The organism is Bartonella sp. AU55XJBT (assembly GCF_028618525.1).
The window spans coordinates 168,711-185,795 of the sequence record NZ_JAQITC010000002.1; the positions used below are offsets into that span (position 1 = coordinate 168,711).

Genomic DNA, 17,085 nt, shown 5'->3' on the forward strand with positions numbered 1-17,085 from the left:
TATATTATTCAAATAAATCTAATTTTGCTTGCGCATTATCTTTATCTTTGTTGCTTTCTTTTACCACAATCATTGGTTCAAGATTGGCTATATTTAAACTGTAATCATCCCTCCCCCATTCACATTTTTCCAATACTGCACGGGGAATTTTGGTCAGTGTCAAATTCTCAAAGGATGTTTCTTTTGTATCAAAGGTAGTACAACAAATCAGTAATGTGCGATGGGAACCTACCTCTTCGCTCATAAGACGGAGTTGTTCGTAGGTCATAGTACTTGTTGTTACATAAATATAATCTGTTTCGGTTGAATACCCTTGCATCCAATAATGATTTTCATCCGGTGCATAGGTAAATCCCATATGTTTACACATCGTTTCTGAAAGCATCGCAGCATTATATTCGCGACTAATAATCCATTGTCCCCATGGATCTTTTTCTAACAGAGAAGGTGCAAGACGATAATAACGGAATCCACCACCACCTTGCCAATTGACACTTTTGGAAATTCCCCCTTGATCCGTTCCATCAATCACTTGTTTTAAACGAGGAATAATGTGGGTATGACAATGTTCACCAAGTTCAATCATAATCCACCGTGCGTCCCATTTTATGAGCAACAGCACCAGTCGTGCCAGAACCTGCGAAGGAATCTAGGACAAGATCACCGGGTTTAGTTGCAAGTTGAATGATGCGTTCTATTAACCGTTCAGGTTTGGGAGTTGTAAAGACATCATCAGAATTAAAAGCTTTGACTTCTCTTTTGGCATCTTGATTGTGCCCTATTTCCGTATAAGGACAAATGGTCATTGAAACCATACCGTTTTTTACTTCTGATAAAAAACGCTTCAGAGAAGGAACATTGCTTCCTGTTGGACCAAACCAAATGCGATTATCTTTCAATAATTCAGAGAATTTTTTTTCACTTATAGCCCAACTTCTACCATGAGGAGGAATCACTTTGCGTCCAGAAGGTGTGGTGATTTCATAAATATCTTTAAGAGTCTCCCTTTTTACGGATAAGTCACCAGATTTCCAAGGACCACGCGGATCATTATCAGGATTTTTATAGCGCGCATCCATATCTGTTGAACGAGGAATCAAGTAAGGGCGCCAAATCGTTTTATCTTTGGCATAAACCATTATAAAATCATGGTTATCGGAAAGCCATTTTGTATCATTTTGTGGAGCGTATTTCTTTTGCCAAATAATATTATTGATGAAATTTTGGCGACCAAAAATTTCATCCATCATCACTTTAAGATAGGTTTGTTCATCATCATCAATCGATATCCAGATACTTCCATTATCCGCAAGCAAATGATGTAACAATTCTAGCCTGTCTCTCATAAGACTGAGCCATATGGAGTGCTCCAAACCGTCTTCATAGTGTTCAAAAGCATTGCCTGTATTATAAGGTGGATCAATATAGATACACTTCACCTTCCCCGTATATTCTTGCTCAAGTGCTTTGAGTGCGAGTAAATTATCACCAAAAATAAGTTTATTATCAAAAATATCTTGGGATGATATTTGATGCGAAGCATGATAAGACTTTTCAAGATCTTCTAATAAGATACGAGATTCTAGTTTAGAGCGTTTTTCTTTTCCAACCCAGTTAAGTTCTAATTTTTGTTTATTATAATGTATGTAATCGTTTTTAAATCCAACTGTTTACGAAAAACGATGTACTCACGAACAGTATTGTTAGTACCATCCTACGGCAATTTGCGCTTCTTCTGACATACACTCAGGTGTCCATGGTGGATCAAACGTCATTGTAACTTCAACATGCGAAACCCCTTCAACGGCACTGACAGCATTTTCTACCCATCTTGGCATTTCACCAGCAACAGGACAGCCTGGCGCTGTCAGAGTCATTTCAATTTTTACTGAACGATCATCTTCAATATCAATACGATAAATCAGTCCTAGCTCATAAATATCAGCAGGAATCTCTGGATCATAAACTGTTTTAAGAGCAGCAATAATATCATTCGTCATACGATCAATTTCATCTGCAGGAATTGTTGATATATAAGATTTCTTATCTTCACTTACAGTTTCAACAGATTCTGTAGAATGACGCTCTTCTATTAACCTAGCCATTAAAAAATGTCCTTGTTTCTTTCAATGCTTCGACTAATTGATCTATATCTTCTTGAGTGTTATACATAGCTAACGATGCACGACAAATAGATGTTAGACCAAAGCGCTGTAATAAAGGCTGTGCACAATGAGTTCCCGCACGTATTGCAACTCCTTTTCTATCAATAAACATCGCGATATCATGAGCGTGAATACCTTCAATGATAAATGATATAATAGCGCCTTTATTGGGAGAATGCCCATAAATACGCAATGTCTCAACCGTTTTAAGTTTTTCATGCGCGTAAGCTGAAAGGGACATTTCATGGGCATGAATTGCACTGAGACCTTTCTCTTGTATATAATCAATAGCTGCAGCTAATCCAATAGCCTCAACGATAGGAGGCGTGCCTGCTTCAAAACGATAAGGAGGAGCATTATAAAGAACTCTATCGGTTGTTACCTCCTCAATCATTTCCCCTCCCCCTTGAAAAGGACGCATTTCCTCTAACCGGTGTTCCTTACCATAAAGAACACCAATACCAGTGGGACCATAAAGCTTATGTCCTGTAAAGACGTACCAGTCACAATCGAGATCTTGTACATCAACAGTTAAATGTATTGCTCCTTGAGAACCATCAACAAGAACAGGAATGGAATTTTGATGTGCTCGCTTAATCATCTCTTTAACAGGAGGCACAGTTCCTAATATATTAGACATATGAGTTATAGCGACAAGCCGTGTTTTTTCGCTTAAAGCCTTTTGAAAATCTTCAATATGCAGAACACCATTTTCATCAACAGGAACAAAAATAAGTTTAACCCCTTTTTGCTCACGCAGAAAATGCCAAGGGATAATATTGGCATGATGTTCCATGATCGTTAGAACAATCTCATCACCTTCCTTGAGTTTGGGCATAGCCCAACCATAAGCAACCGTATTAATCGCTTCCGTTGCATTTTTCGTAAAAACAATTTCCTCAGCTTTTTGAGCATTTAGAAAAATACGAACGGTTTCACGAGCATTTTCATAGGATTGCGTTGCTGTATTGGCTAAAAAATGTATTCCCCTATGTACATTCGCATAACGATAGTGATAATGATTATTCATTGCATTGAGTACTGATTGTGGTTTTTGAGCAGAAGCACCACTATCAAGGTAGGCTAACCGTTTTCCATGAATTTGATGATGCAAAAGAGGAAAATCACGTCGAATTTCATCAACATTATAATTAAGTGTTTGTACGTTATTTTCCATTTTCTCTCTCTTAAACATTTTTTTCAAGCCATTGACCAATGATATTCTCCAAAACAGTCTGGATATTCTCTTGCTTGATGTCATCAATAAGCTCAGCAATAAATCCTTTAATCAAAAGAGCTCGAGCCGTTTTAAATGGAATACCACGCGCCATGAGATAGAAAAGATAATCATGATTAATATTAGCAACTGTTGCGCCATGACCACAGGCAACATCATCGGCAAAAATTTCCAGCTCAGGTTTTGCGTTAAATTCTGCATCATCTGAAAGGATAAGGCTATTACAAGCCATGCGTGCATCTGTTTTTTGCGCTTTTTGAGCAACACGTATGATCCCTTGAAAAACCCCCACTGCTTTATCGGTAACCACATTGCGTATAATTTCGGTTGATGTTGATTTTTCTTCCACGTGACGAACAGTCATTGTAAGATCACTATGAGTTTGTCCTGATAGTAAATTTATAACGCGTAATTGAAAATCAGATTTTTCTCCCTGTAACTCAATATCGACTTCCTGACGATTGAGTTGACTCCCTATATTAATGACATAAAGTGATAATTTTGCTCCTTGAGCGAGAACAGCACGCAATCGACCAAACTGCGTAGAATTAAAACCACGATTGCGAATAAGAATCCATGTAACATCACTATGAGCGGTAATATTTAATGAAAATATTGAACTGACAAAGGTCTCTTGATCATTGCCAACCTGATGTTCAACAAACATAACTTGACTATTTTTATCAACTTTTATGTCTGAAAAAGTATGGGATTGTCCTCCCATTTGTATATTTTGTAATTCAATAGGTCTATTTAACTTTGTATTTTCAGGAATATGGAAAAGCCAGCCATCCGTAACAAAAGCTGTATTTAACTGTCCAATAAAATCTTCATCAGAAATGTTTTGATCTATTTTTATAGAATTCTCTTCTAATGCATCTGAAAGGCGTTTTACTGTAATTTTGTCTACCTTTGGCTGTATCGATGTTTTTCCATTGTTCATGGAAAAAACAGCACTATCTGAGAATAATGCGTCAACAGATTGATTGTCTTGAATTTTTAAAAAATTGCTCACAGACTTCAATAATGTACGCAAATTGGTATAATGCCAACTTTCAATTTTACGGGAAGGAAGCCGTGACCTTTGAAACTGCTCAATAGCTTTCTTGCGGATTGCTCGCACAGCTTTATCACCAGGTAAGTCGTTGACATACTGATTGAAACTCCTGAGTATATCTTCTTCAACTGCTAACAAATTTTGCTGTGTCTTCATACTCAATATCCTCAAACCGCTTCCTTGATAAGATCAGCATATCCATTTTGCTCTAAATAGAGTGCTAAGGATTTATCTCCGCTTTTGATAATTCGTCCTTTATAAAGAACATGTACCGTATCAGGGATAATATAATTAAGTAGCCGTTGATAATGGGTAATCACCAAAAATGAACGTTTTGAATCTCGAAGTTTATTAACACCGTCTGCAACAATTTTTAGTGCATCAATATCTAAACCAGAATCCGTTTCATCTAAAATGCAAAGTTTAGGTTCAAGAAGTGCCATTTGCAAAATTTCAGCGCGTTTTTTTTCTCCCCCTGAAAAACCTACATTTAATGGACGTTTTAGCATATCCATATCTATTTCAAGTTTAGCTGAAACCTCTTTAACATATTTTATAAATTCAGGAATTTTAAGCTCTTCATCACCTCGCGCCTTGCGTTGAGAATTCATCGCAACTTTTAAAAATTCCATCGTTGCTACTCCTGGTATTTCCATTGGATATTGAAATGCAAGAAAAATACCATATGCAGCACGCTCTGCTGGATCCATTTCTAAAATTGATTGGCCATTATAGAGAATATCTCCTTCTGTTATTTCATAATCATCACGACCAGCAAGCAAATAAGACAAAGTTGATTTTCCAGCTCCATTTTGTCCCATGATAGCGGCAACTTCTCCATCTTGAACCGTCAAGTTTAAACCACGAATAACTTCTGTATCCGTCCCAACAATACGGGCGCGTAAATCTTTTATCTCTAACATTATTAAATCCTGTTCTGGCTGTTTTTTCAGATACCGATGCGTATTATTTCGCCTTAGCATCCATCTCTTTTTGTAATCACCATAGAGGTCATTTTTACATTATTTTCTACTGTTACAGCCTTTTTGCAACAAGTATTCTATTTATCTCATTAAATAAAATTATCCAACACTACCTTCAAGACTAATACCAATAAGCTTTTGCGCTTCGACAGCAAATTCCATGGGAAGTTTTTGAATGACCTCTTTTACAAAACCATTGACAATTAATGCGATAGCTTCTTCTTCGGGAATTCCTCTCTGCATAACATAAAAAAGTTGGTCATCAGAAATTTTTGATGTTGTGGCTTCATGTTCAAACTGAGCTGTTGCATTTTTTGCTTCAATATAAGGAACTGTATGCGCACCACAATCATTCCCGATTAACAAACTATCACATTGTGTAAAGTTACGCGCGTTTTTTGCTTTTCGATAGGCTGTGACTTGTCCTCGATAAGTATTATTTGAAAAACCAGCAGAAATGCCTTTGGAAATAATACGACTGGAGGTATTTTTTCCTAAGTGAATCATTTTTGTACCGGAATCAATTTGTTGGTAACCATTTGCAACAGCAATAGAATAAAATTCTCCACGCGCATTATCACCGCGGAGTAGACAGGATGGATATTTCCAAGTAATCGCAGAACCAGTCTCAACTTGTGTCCATGAAATTTTAGAGTTGTGCCCTCGACAATCTCCACGCTTTGTCACAAAATTATAAATACCGCCCTTTCCCTCTTTATCGCCAGGATACCAGTTTTGTACCGTAGAATATTTAATCTCTGCATTTTCAAGGGCAATAAGCTCAACAACAGCAGCATGAAGTTGATTTTCATCACGTTGGGGAGCTGTACATCCTTCAAGATAAGAAACATAGGAATCTTCGGCGGCAATAATCAATGTACGCTCAAATTGTCCAGTGTTACGTTCATTAATCCTAAAATAAGTTGAAAGCTCCATAGGACAACGAACCCCTTTGGGGATATAAACAAATGAACCATCTGTAAAGACAGCTGCATTTAAGGCCGCATAATAATTGTCCCCTACTGGTACAACCGTTCCCAAATATTCTTTAATAAGCTCAGAATGTTCAATAATCGCCTCTGAAATAGAACAAAAAATCACACCAGCACGTGCCAGCTCTTTTTTGAATGTTGTTACAACAGAAACAGAATCAAAGACCGCATCAACAGCCACTTGCCCCGATACAGATACATTATCATCAAAAGTAGAAGGATCAGACTGTTTTCTTACCCCTGCCAAAATCTCTTGTTCTTTAAGAGGAATACCAAGTTTTTCGTACGTTGCTAATAACTCCGGATCCACTTCGTCCAGAGATTTTGGTCCTGTATGATTTTTAGGAGCAGCATAATAATAAAGCTCCTGAAAATCAATTTTAGGATATTCAAGACGCGCCCAATGAGGCTCTTTCATTGTCAGCCAACGGCGGTAAGCTTGTAAGCGCCATGTTAGCATCCATTCAGGCTCGTTTTTTTTAGCAGAAATAAATTTGATAATATCTTCATTCAAACCTTTCGGCGCTTTATCCGTTTTAATTTTTGTTTCAAAACCATATTTATATTGGTCAACATCTATTTCACGGACTTGGCGTATCGTTTCTTGTACTGCCGGCATAAATCTTCTCCATTTTTTGGCATCAAAAACCGGTAACTAAAAGTCTTGTTTTTACAAGATTAAAATTAAGCAAGTTATCTCCTAGGCTATAGGTAAAGTGCTAAAATTTCAATCAAAGTTATTTTATTTTTAAAATAATTCTAATTTTTATAATTTTCTCACAATAAAATTTTATCCTTTTTTTTGCTTATCATTTGAGAAAAAAACAATAGAAAATCATCAATATCTTCAGAGGTTGTATCACGTCCCAGCGAAATGCGAATGGCACCATTTGGAACATGATACCCCATTGCTTCCAACACTTTGCTTTGTTTTACTTTTCCCGAAGAACAAGCAGAGCCTGCTGATACAGAAAAACCTTCTAAATCAAAAGCAATTTGCATAGTTTCAGCTTTTATATTTTTCATGGTAAAGTAAGTTGTATTTGGCAAACGTTGAACTCTTTTGCCAAAAATTTCAATATTTTGACTTATTTTTTGGAGTCCATCTTCTAATTTATTACGTAAATATAGTAACTGTTTTATTTCTTCTTGTGTGAGACAATCAGCCATTGCTGCTCCAAAAGCAGCAATAAGAGGCAATGCTTCTGTTCCTCCACGTAGGCCTTTTTCTTGCCCTCCTCCGATAATAAGAGGATGTGGCATCAGAAGATTGCCACATGAAACAAAAGCACCAACTCCTTTAGGACCACCAACTTTATGGGCAGATAGTATAAAAAAGTCTCCTCCTAGCTGATTAATATCAACAAAATTTTTATCGATATATTGTGATAAATCAACAATAAGAGTACCGCCTAAATCACGAACAATAGCCGCTATTTCTTTTAATGGTTGGATAACACCCGTTTCACTATTTGCAGCTTGAATAGCAACAAGAGGTAAACCTTTTGTTTTATCGTGAGCCCTTAAGAGTGATATTAATTTATCTTGTTGAATAAGCCCATCTTGATCAACAGCAATGACACTTATCAATTCTTTAGAGAAACGCCCTCCTTCTGCAACAGAGGGATGTTCAGTCGCTCCAAGGTAAAGATGGGAAAATTGAACCTTTGCATTCCCCATCGTGTAAAAGGGGGTTAACAAAGTCATTGCTGCTTCACTCGCACCAGAGGTAAAGACAACGTTATCCGGATCTGTTTTAATATTTTCAGCGATTTGTCGGCGCGCCTTTTGCAATAAAGTTTTAGCAGCACGCCCTTCCGTATGAACAGATGATGGATTACCAAATATCTCTAAAGATTCCAGTAACGCCATCCGCGCCACTTTTTTGAGCGGTGTTGTTGCGTTATGATCAAAATATCGGCGTTTTATAACCATTTTACGTCGCAATCATTAATCTTATGAATTGATGAAAAAAATAGCGCAATTTTCTTGAAAAGTGCACTTAAAAAAGAATATCTAATGATTATTTAAGAGATTCTATGGTAAAAGTCGACCAAGGTCAATGAGAGCGTTTTATAGCATTTAAGGAGCATTTTATGCCAGAAATTATTTTTAACGGTCCCGCGGGTCGGCTCGAAGGGCGTTATCAACCTTCACAACAAAAAAATGCGCCCATTGCAATCATTTTGCATCCTCATCCTCAATTTGGTGGAACGATGAATCATAAAATTGTCTATGATCTCTTTTATATGTTCCAACAACGTGGCTTTACAACTCTCCGTTTTAACTTTCGTGGTATTGGTCGCAGTCAGGGGGAATTTGATTATGGAATAGGAGAACTTTCAGATGCGGCGGCGGCTCTCGATTGGGTGCAAACACAACATCCAGACTCTAAAAATTGCTGGGTAGCAGGATATTCATTTGGAGCATGGATTGGTATGCAGCTTTTAATGCGCCGACCAGAAATTGAGGGATTTATCTCTGTTGCCCCTCAGCCTAATGTTTATGACTTTTCATTTCTTGCACCTTGTCCCTCCTCTGGGCTTATTATTCATGGTGGTATTGATAAAGTCGCCCCCCCAAAAGACGTTCAAATGCTTGTTGATAAATTGAAAACACAAAAAGGTATTATCATCACGCAAGAAATACTAGAAGGAGCTAATCACTTTTTTAGTGGATGCCATGAAGAGCTTATTGAACGATGTGCCCACTATTTGGATAATCATATTACCAATGAATTTCTCGCTCCCCCTCCTGAAATACTTTCACTCACTTAGGAAAACACAACAGATTTATAAAAAATCAGTAAAAATCGCCTCTGATCATAACTAAAGTGATTTTTTTTCAGATTGTATTCGTAACTTTTCTGAATTTTATTTTAGGATAAAAAGTGTCTTTTTTTATTTACTGGTTTCCGTTAAATTATCTTTTTAAGCGTAAAAAGGGAATAATACTCGTATTATTATCTTCATTGCCAATATGTCTGGTTCTCTTGTGGTTTATGTGTCATTCATGGTAGATAAGGCATTAATGATCTATTATATAATCACCTGTTATATAAAATGAAAACCCTCTTAAATTAGGAAATTGACTCTGTGTTTGCCTTTAAATCTGATTTTTTACACATTATGAACGAACGTGGTTTTATCCACCAAGTTTCAGATGAAAAGGGCTTAGATGATCTTTTTTCAAAAGAAACTGTAAGCGCTTATATCGGATTTGATCCAACAGCATCGAGTTTACATGCTGGAAGTCTTCTCCAAATTATGATGCTTTATTGGCTACAAAAAACGGGGCATCGCCCCATTGCTTTGATGGGCGGAGGGACAGGATTGATCGGTGATCCTTCCTTTAAAGATGAAGCACGACGGCTTCTAACACAAGATGATATTGCTACCAATATTGATGGTATTAAAAGGGTATTTGCTAACTATTTGACATTCGGTGATCGAGAAACCGATGCTTGTATTGTGAATAATGCTGAATGGTTGTGCAATTTAAATTACTTAGAATTTTTGCGTGATGTAGGAAAGCATTTTTCTGTCAACCGTATGTTGTCATTTGATTCTGTTAAACTCAGACTTGAGCGTGAACACTCTTTGTCCTTCTTAGAGTTTAATTATATGATTCTGCAAGCTTATGACTTTGTTGAACTTCATAAACGCTATGGATTGCGTATGCAAATGGGGGGGTCTGATCAATGGGGAAACATTATTAACGGAATTGAATTAGGGCATCGCTTAGGAACACCACAATTATACGCGTTAACATCACCATTGCTGACAACCTCTTCCGGTGCCAAAATGGGTAAATCATTGCATGGTGCTGTATGGCTTAATGCCGATATGCTTTCACCTTATCAATTTTGGCAATATTGGCGCAATACAGAAGACGCTGATGTAACACGATTTTTAAAGCTCTATACCACATTACCCATGGATGAGATTCTCAAACTTTCTCTCTTACAAGGGAGCGAAATTAACGAAGCAAAAAAAATTCTGGCAACAGAAATTACCACAATGTTGCATGGACGCGATCTTGCTGATGCAGCAGCAGAGACTGCTCGTAAAACGTTTGAAGAAAAAACACTTGGAGAAAATCTTCCAACAGTTGAAATGAACGCAATAGAATTAAAAACGGGTGCTGGATTACTCTCTCTTTTAGTAAAAGCAGGACTCGCCAAATCCAATAGTGAGGCGCGCCGTCACATTCAAGGTGGAGGGATACGTGTTAATGATCAAATCATAAAGGATGAAACACACCTTATTATTGAAAAAGATGTCACGACAAAAGGAATCATTAAACTTTCTTTTGGTAAGAAAAAACATGTATTGATCAAACCTCTATAATCTATTGATATATCATTCATTTTATAGATTTTTATCCCATGGTAGTGATATTTTTTTACGCTTTTTTTGTTCATTTTTTCATTTAGTTTTTATGACAGAATAATTTTTCTAGGATAGCGAAAAATCTTTGAAAATTTTATTCTAAAGAGTTGAAACTTTATTCCTTCTCTGTATGCTACTCATTGATCTTTTCACTCAAAAAGAAAGATAAAACATGACAAAATCAATGAAAGGGACTCTTGCTCCTGATTTTAACTTGCCACGTGATGGAGGAGAGATAGCCTGTCTTTCTGACTTTAGAGGCAAACCTGTTGTCTTATATTTTTATCCCAAAGATGATACAAGTGGATGCACAAGCGAAGCTCTTGATTTTACAAAATTAAAGACAAAATTTGATGAAATCGGTGTTGCTGTTATTGGCATTTCTCCAGATAATGTAAAAAAACACGATAAATTCAAAGTAAAACATGGACTTGATGTTATTTTGGTTTCTGATGAAGAAAAAACAACCCTTGAAGCTTATGGTGTTTGGGTAGAGAAAAGCATGTATGGACGCAAATATATGGGTGTCGAACGGAGTACTTTTTTAATTGATGCAAATGGAAAAATAGCAGAAGAATGGCGCAAAGTCAGTGTAGCTGGACACGCTGAAGATGTTTTAGCTGCTGCAACGCTTTTACATCGTAAGGATGGGATATGAACTACGGGGTATAATATATACTTTTAAAAGCAACAGACTCCCTCCCCAATAGATTTTATTTTTCCAACGGATTCAGTTTTTGCAATACATTGATTTATAAAAATAACTGATTATTTATATTTAAACCAACCTTCTGGATATCGTGAATTTTTCTCCAAATTCACTCGTTCCTGTCATAAGCATGATTGGCTTGTGAGAAAAAACTTTGAAAAAAGAACAATAAAATGTGAATCTTTCACGTATCAAGGGCTATCAATATATCACAACATCCACAAAACGAGCAATTTAAGAAATAAATCTGCATAGTTTGAAGGTGGAATATATCATTAACGAATATCCTCAACTTCTTTGTCTTTTCCATAAATACGTTGAGAAAGTGCGGCCTCTATAAATGCATCTAAGTTCCCATTAAGGACGGATTGTGGATCAGTATTTTCAATCCCTGTACGTAAGTCTTTTACAAGTTGATAAGGTTGAAGAACATAAGATCTAATTTGATGTCCCCATCCAATTTCTGTTTTAGAAGCTTCAACAGCATTGGTTTCTTCTTCTCTTTTTTTGAGTTCTTCTTCATAAAGACGTGCACGGAGCATCGACCAAGCCGTGGCGCGATTTTTATGCTGTGAACGCTCAGTTTGACATTGCACAACAATACCCGTTTTTATATGTGTGATGCGAACGGCAGAGTCTGTCGTATTAACATGTTGTCCTCCTGCTCCCGAAGCACGATAGGTATCGATACGCACATCTGCTTCTGAAACATCAACCTCAATATCATCATCAATAACCGGATAAACCCAAATGCTTGCAAAAGAAGTATGGCGCTTTGCATTCGAATCAAATGGGGAAATTCGTACCAAGCGATGAACGCCTGATTCTGTTTTTAACAATCCATAAGCATTATGCCCTTTTACAAGAATCGTCGCTGACTTTATTCCTGCTTCTTCTCCATCATGAATTTCTAAAACTTCAACCTTCATTTCATGTTGTTCAGCCCAGCGCATATACATACGCAACAACATAGAAGCCCAATCTTGGCTTTCAGTTCCCCCTGCCCCTGCATGAACTTCTAAATAGGTATCATTAGGGTCTGCCTCTCCTGAAAGAAGCACATCAATTTGCCTTTTATCGATTTCACTTTTAAGATTACGTATTGAATTTTCCGCATCAGCAATAATTTCAACATCACTTTCTTCTTCCCCCATTGCAATGAGCTCAATGCATTCTTCAAGTGTTTTTGTAAATGATAAAAGACCATTGATTGAATCATCAAGACGTTGACGCTCACGCATCATATCCTGTGCTTGTTGCGCATCATTCCATAATGATGGATCTTCTGCTTTTTGATTAAGATATTCGAGACGCTTTAGTGATTGATCCCAGTCAAAGATGCCCCCTTAGCAACTGAATTGCTTGTCGGATTTCATCAACTAACGTTTCTATTTCTGCTCGCATAATTTAACACCGTATTTTTTTACACTCTTTCTGATTATGTCCTCAGCATTCTATACAAATTTAATAGCCTTTATCAAAAAATGGAATGGATCCATCATTCTATTTACAGGACCAATACTGTAAAAAACAGATAAAAACCAAGACTCATAGCAAAGAAGATTTTGTTGGTTAATACAGTCCCCCTGTGCCACTTTCAAGGGCTTTATTGACTTGTGGAGAAGTGGTTATTGCTGGAACACCTTCTTGAAAAGAATTCGTCCCCCCAATGACTTGATATATATCAGCAGGACCAGTCCCTGGTTTAAATGCTTCTATAATGACATCCTGATCTCCTCTTTCCGCAAGCATTCCTGTTTTTCGATTAATTGGCATTAAAATCATACCTTTTGGCATCTTAAAGGGAACATCTGGCTTTCCTTTAAGAGCATCTTCCATAAATTCACCAAAAATAGGTGCTGCCAATGAACTTCCCGTCCCGTTGTATCCCAACGATGCTGGTTGATCGTAACCAACAAAAACACCAACAACGAGGTCAGGGGTAAATCCCATAAACCAGACATCTTTAGAGTCATTGGTTGTTCCTGTTTTAGCGGCAATATGTCTATTGAGATACCGTAAACGCGCTGCAGTACCACGCTGAACAACCCCTTCCATCATCGATGTAATCTGATAAGCTGTCATAGGATCAAGAACTTGATCTCTCTCATCAATTAAAGTGGGTTCACTTTGATTATTCCATGAATTCGCATTACAATTTTCGCAAATACGATCATCATGACGATAAATTGTCTTCCCATAACGATCTTGAATTCGGTCTATCAGAGAAGGTTTAATAGAGCGTCCCCCGTTAGCTATGACAGAATAAGCTGTAACCATTCGTAAAACTGTTGTTTCAGCGGCTCCTAGGGCCATGGGAAGATAAGGTTGCAATTTATCGACCACGCCAAAACGCTCTGCATATTCAGCGACAAGAGGCATTCCCATATCATTGGCAAGCCTTACTGTCATAAGATTACGAGAATGCTCAATACCATAACGCAACGTTGAAGGTCCTGCAAAAGTACCGCCATAATTTTTAGGTTGCCAAACCTCACCATTATATTGGCGAACTTCAATGGGACCATCTAAAATAACCGATGCTGGTGTATACCCGTTATCAAGTGCCGCTGAATACACAATGGGCTTAAATGCAGAACCAGCCTGACGATAAGCTTGTGTTGCACGATTAAATTCAGATGCAGCAAAAGAAAAACCTCCCACCATTGCAAGAACGCGCCCTGTGTGCGGTTCCATAGCAACAATCGCACCTTCAACCTTAGGGATTTGTTGTAAACGATAAGTGTTATTTGTATTGGGTAGTTTTTCAACAAAAATGACATCCCCAACTTGCAGAACATGAGACAAGCTCTGAACAGCTCTTCGATAACCATTTTCTTTCACAACATGAAGTGCCCATTTTGAATCAGCTTCAGATAAAACAGCAATTTCTCGTTTTTTTGAAAGCATACCAGAAGCTTCACGCTGCGGCTGTAAACCAATCTCTATTTTATTAGGATTTGCAGAAAGAACAACCGCTAAACGCCATTCAGGAACATCACTTAACTCTGTGATATTTGCAAGCTCAGCCCCCCAATCATCATCTTTCTTATCAAGATGCGCATAAGCTCCACGCCATCCATGTGCATGATCAAATTTAATTAATCCATTTTGCAAAGCCCGCCGAGCAATCATTTGTAAATGCGGATCAAGCGTTGTACGGATAGACAAACCACCTTCATAAAGTGTTTTAGCCCCATAGCGATGCATTAAACGGCGACGCACTTCTTCAGTAAAATAATCAGCCGCAAAAACATAGTTATCACTTCCGCGTATTGTCGCTCCCAAAGGTTTAGCTTTTGCTTTTTCGCCTTGTTCACGGGTTACATACCCATTTGCAACCATCCGGTCTATAACCCAATTGCGCCGATCAATAGCACGCTGTGTATTCTTAAATGGATCATAATTTGCTGGCCCTTTTGGAAGAGCTGCCAAATAAGCACATTGTTCTAACGTCAAATCATTGACGGATTTATTGAAATAGTTCAAAGAGGCAGCAGCTATACCATAAGTACCACGCCCCAAATAAATTTCATTGAGATAAAGTTCGAGAATATGATCTTTTGAGTAAGTTTTCTCAATACGCATTGCTAAAATAGCTTCCTTAAATTTACGCTCTAACGTTGTTTCTGAACTTAAAAGAAAGTTTTTAGCGACTTGTTGCGTTATGGTTGATGCGCCTTCTGGACGTCTTCCAGAACCAATATTACGAATATTATTGATCAAAGCGCGAGAAAGTCCTTCGGGATCTAAACCAAAATGATGGTAAAAATTTTTATCTTCAGCCGAAATAAAAGCATCTTTAACAAGCTTTGGGATTGATTGAATCGGTAAATAGAGGCGATGTTTTGTTGCAAACTCTGCCATAAGACGGCCATCAGAAGCATGGACACGGGTCATTACCGGTGGTTCATAAAGTGAAAGAACTTCATAATCAGGAAGTGCATTTGCTTGACCACTGGTCATAACACCCCATGTTATTGCGCCACAAAGTCCAGTCGCAACAAAAAAACGAAGAAGATATTTAAAAAAAATTATCATAAAAACGGCTATCGCTTTCTTAAGAATTGATCAAAGAAAAAATATGTTATTTCAATCACACCACGTGGATATCACCACAAGATTGAGAAAAAGAAAATTTGTTTTCTATCTTTATATTTATACTAGGCTAAACTAAAATCCCATATTAATTACTCTATTTTCTTACAAATTTAAAGAGGCTGTACCATTTTCTGTCTATATTCAGCGAATTGACGAATAGAATGAGCAATTGAGAGAGCCATTTGTTTTCTCCAATGAGGATCGTTTAATAACTTTTCATCCTCTTTATTGGATAGATACCCGATCTCTATTAAGACAGAGGGAATATCTGAAGCTCTTAAAACTTGAAAATTAGCATAGCGATGAGGATTATTGATTAAGTTGATATGACTCCTTGATAAACTTGAAATAACACTATTTGCAAAATTAACCGAAAATGTATGCGTTTCACGTCGTGTAAGATCCATCAAGATATCTGTAACTTCAAGTGTTTCATCTGCAGGCAAACCATCAAGCAAATCAACTTTATTTTCACTTTCAGCTAAAGATTTTGCAATGGCATCAGAGGCTTTATCTGATATGGTATACACTGTAGCACCGCGAAGAGAATGAACATCAATCGTATCCGCGTGAATGGATATAAAAAGATCAGCATCAAACTCTTGCGCTTTTTTAACTCTTTCGCTTAATCTTAAAAAAATATTAGAATCACGCGTTAAAGCAACGCTAATATGCGGGTCTTTTTGTAATTCCTCTCGCAATGCACGCGCAAAATCTAAAGTTACATCTTTTTCTAAAATTCCAGTAACCCCTCGTGCACCACCATCAATACCACCATGACCAGGATCAAGAACAACACGAAAATTTTGTACCGGAATCAACGGCAGTTTTGTATCAAAATTGCTTCTTTGCTGGCTCTTTAATATCTTATCAAATTTTTCTTGTGTACTTTTACGAATATCGACCAGCAACTGCCATAAACCATTGTCTAATTTTTTTACGATACTTTTTTCAACAACAAAAGCTGTTTTGCTTGTCAAAATAATGCGTGAAGTTTGTATGTCAGAGAAAGCATAACGGACATCTAAGAGCATAACGGACAACGCATTCTGTTTCTTTAAAGGCGTATTTTGCATCGAAAAGTCAATTGTAGGTAAATTGATAACCAAACGTGCAGGCCTATCTAAAATCTGCAAACGAATATTTGGTTTTGAATTGAAAAGCGCAATTATACGTGTATGAGCGCTATCACCAATGGTTCGAAAATTAATAAGTCTCAAAGGATCCGCAGCTTGAACAGTGGTTTGGCATAACAAAAAAAATAATAAAAAGCATATGAATTGCACAATAACATCCCAATAGGCTGTTTTCAGCTTTTGGGTAAAAAAAACTCTTATCATAAGCCCTCTTATCATAAGCAAAGTACTCTACACGACATTTGTAATAATTTATTTCGGTTATATAAAAACAATACACCAGATTTATTTTCTATTTTCAATAAATGTAAAAC

The 17,085-nt window shown here is 37.2% G+C and carries 12 protein-coding genes and 1 pseudogene; 3 read left to right on the plus strand and 10 right to left on the minus strand.

The features are described 5' to 3' along the window. Window positions 1-4: 4 nt before the first annotated feature. The 7 genes and pseudogenes from PVV70_RS09780 to PVV70_RS02035 all read right to left on the minus strand — a co-directional run bounded on the left by PVV70_RS09780 (window position 5) and on the right by PVV70_RS02035 (window position 8,369). Window positions 5-1,646, minus strand: a pseudogene (locus tag PVV70_RS09780) (site-specific DNA-methyltransferase). 57 nt (window positions 1,647-1,703) lie between these two features. Beyond that, complete coding sequence (locus PVV70_RS02010) at window positions 1,704-2,105, minus strand: SUF system Fe-S cluster assembly protein (protein ID WP_273757740.1); 402 nt, start codon at window positions 2,103-2,105, stop codon at window positions 1,704-1,706. Continuing rightward, entirely contained in the window at window positions 2,098-3,342 is a 1,245-nt protein-coding gene (locus PVV70_RS02015) for a cysteine desulfurase (protein WP_273757742.1), read from the minus strand. Before PVV70_RS02015 ends, PVV70_RS02010 begins: the two co-directional genes overlap by 8 nt. A 10-nt stretch (window positions 3,343-3,352) precedes the next feature. Further along, window positions 3,353-4,615: a Fe-S cluster assembly protein SufD gene (gene sufD, locus PVV70_RS02020; RefSeq protein ID WP_273757743.1), complete on the minus strand. Its 1,263-nt coding sequence runs from the start codon at window positions 4,613-4,615 to the stop codon at window positions 3,353-3,355. Between the two features lie 11 nt (window positions 4,616-4,626). Further along, a complete protein-coding gene (sufC, locus tag PVV70_RS02025) occupies window positions 4,627-5,382 on the minus strand; it encodes a Fe-S cluster assembly ATPase SufC (RefSeq protein WP_273757744.1) in 756 nt (251 codons plus the stop codon). A gap of 159 nt (window positions 5,383-5,541) precedes the next feature. Beyond that, entirely contained in the window at window positions 5,542-7,053 is a 1,512-nt protein-coding gene (sufB, locus tag PVV70_RS02030) for a Fe-S cluster assembly protein SufB (protein ID WP_273757745.1), read from the minus strand. 158 nt (window positions 7,054-7,211) lie between these two features. Beyond that, the gene (locus tag PVV70_RS02035; protein WP_273757746.1) at window positions 7,212-8,369 is read right to left on the minus strand and encodes a cysteine desulfurase family protein; all 1,158 of its coding nucleotides are present in this window, start codon (window positions 8,367-8,369) and stop codon (window positions 7,212-7,214) included. A 161-nt stretch (window positions 8,370-8,530) separates the two neighbouring features. Between PVV70_RS02035 and PVV70_RS02040 the strand changes: the two genes are divergently transcribed. The 3 genes from PVV70_RS02040 (at window position 8,531) to PVV70_RS02050 (ending at window position 11,483) form a co-directional block, all read left to right on the plus strand. Next, entirely contained in the window at window positions 8,531-9,211 is a 681-nt protein-coding gene (locus PVV70_RS02040) for an alpha/beta hydrolase (protein ID WP_139413204.1), read from the plus strand. Between the two features lie 318 nt (window positions 9,212-9,529). Next, window positions 9,530-10,783 carry a tyrosine--tRNA ligase gene (gene tyrS, locus PVV70_RS02045; RefSeq protein ID WP_273757747.1) on the plus strand — a complete coding sequence of 418 codons (1,254 nt, stop codon included), beginning with the start codon at window positions 9,530-9,532 and terminating at the stop codon, window positions 10,781-10,783. A 214-nt stretch (window positions 10,784-10,997) separates the two neighbouring features. Continuing rightward, window positions 10,998-11,483: a peroxiredoxin gene (locus tag PVV70_RS02050; protein ID WP_273757748.1), complete on the plus strand. Its 486-nt coding sequence runs from the start codon at window positions 10,998-11,000 to the stop codon at window positions 11,481-11,483. Between the two features lie 326 nt (window positions 11,484-11,809). Here the strand turns inward: PVV70_RS02050 and prfB are convergent. From prfB to PVV70_RS02065, 3 genes are all read right to left on the minus strand, one after another. Continuing rightward, a protein-coding gene (gene prfB, locus PVV70_RS02055; RefSeq protein WP_273757749.1) for a peptide chain release factor 2 occupies window positions 11,810-12,938 on the minus strand; the annotation gives its coding sequence in 2 pieces (ribosomal slippage) (window positions 11,810-12,868 and window positions 12,870-12,938; 1,128 coding nt in all). Between the two features lie 168 nt (window positions 12,939-13,106). Beyond that, the gene (locus PVV70_RS02060) at window positions 13,107-15,575 is read right to left on the minus strand and encodes a penicillin-binding protein 1A (RefSeq protein WP_273757750.1); all 2,469 of its coding nucleotides are present in this window, start codon (window positions 15,573-15,575) and stop codon (window positions 13,107-13,109) included. 170 nt (window positions 15,576-15,745) lie between these two features. Next, window positions 15,746-16,975, minus strand: coding sequence for an N-acetylmuramoyl-L-alanine amidase (locus PVV70_RS02065; protein WP_273757751.1), 1,230 nt, complete (start codon window positions 16,973-16,975; stop codon window positions 15,746-15,748). Window positions 16,976-17,085: the final 110 nt, after the last annotated feature.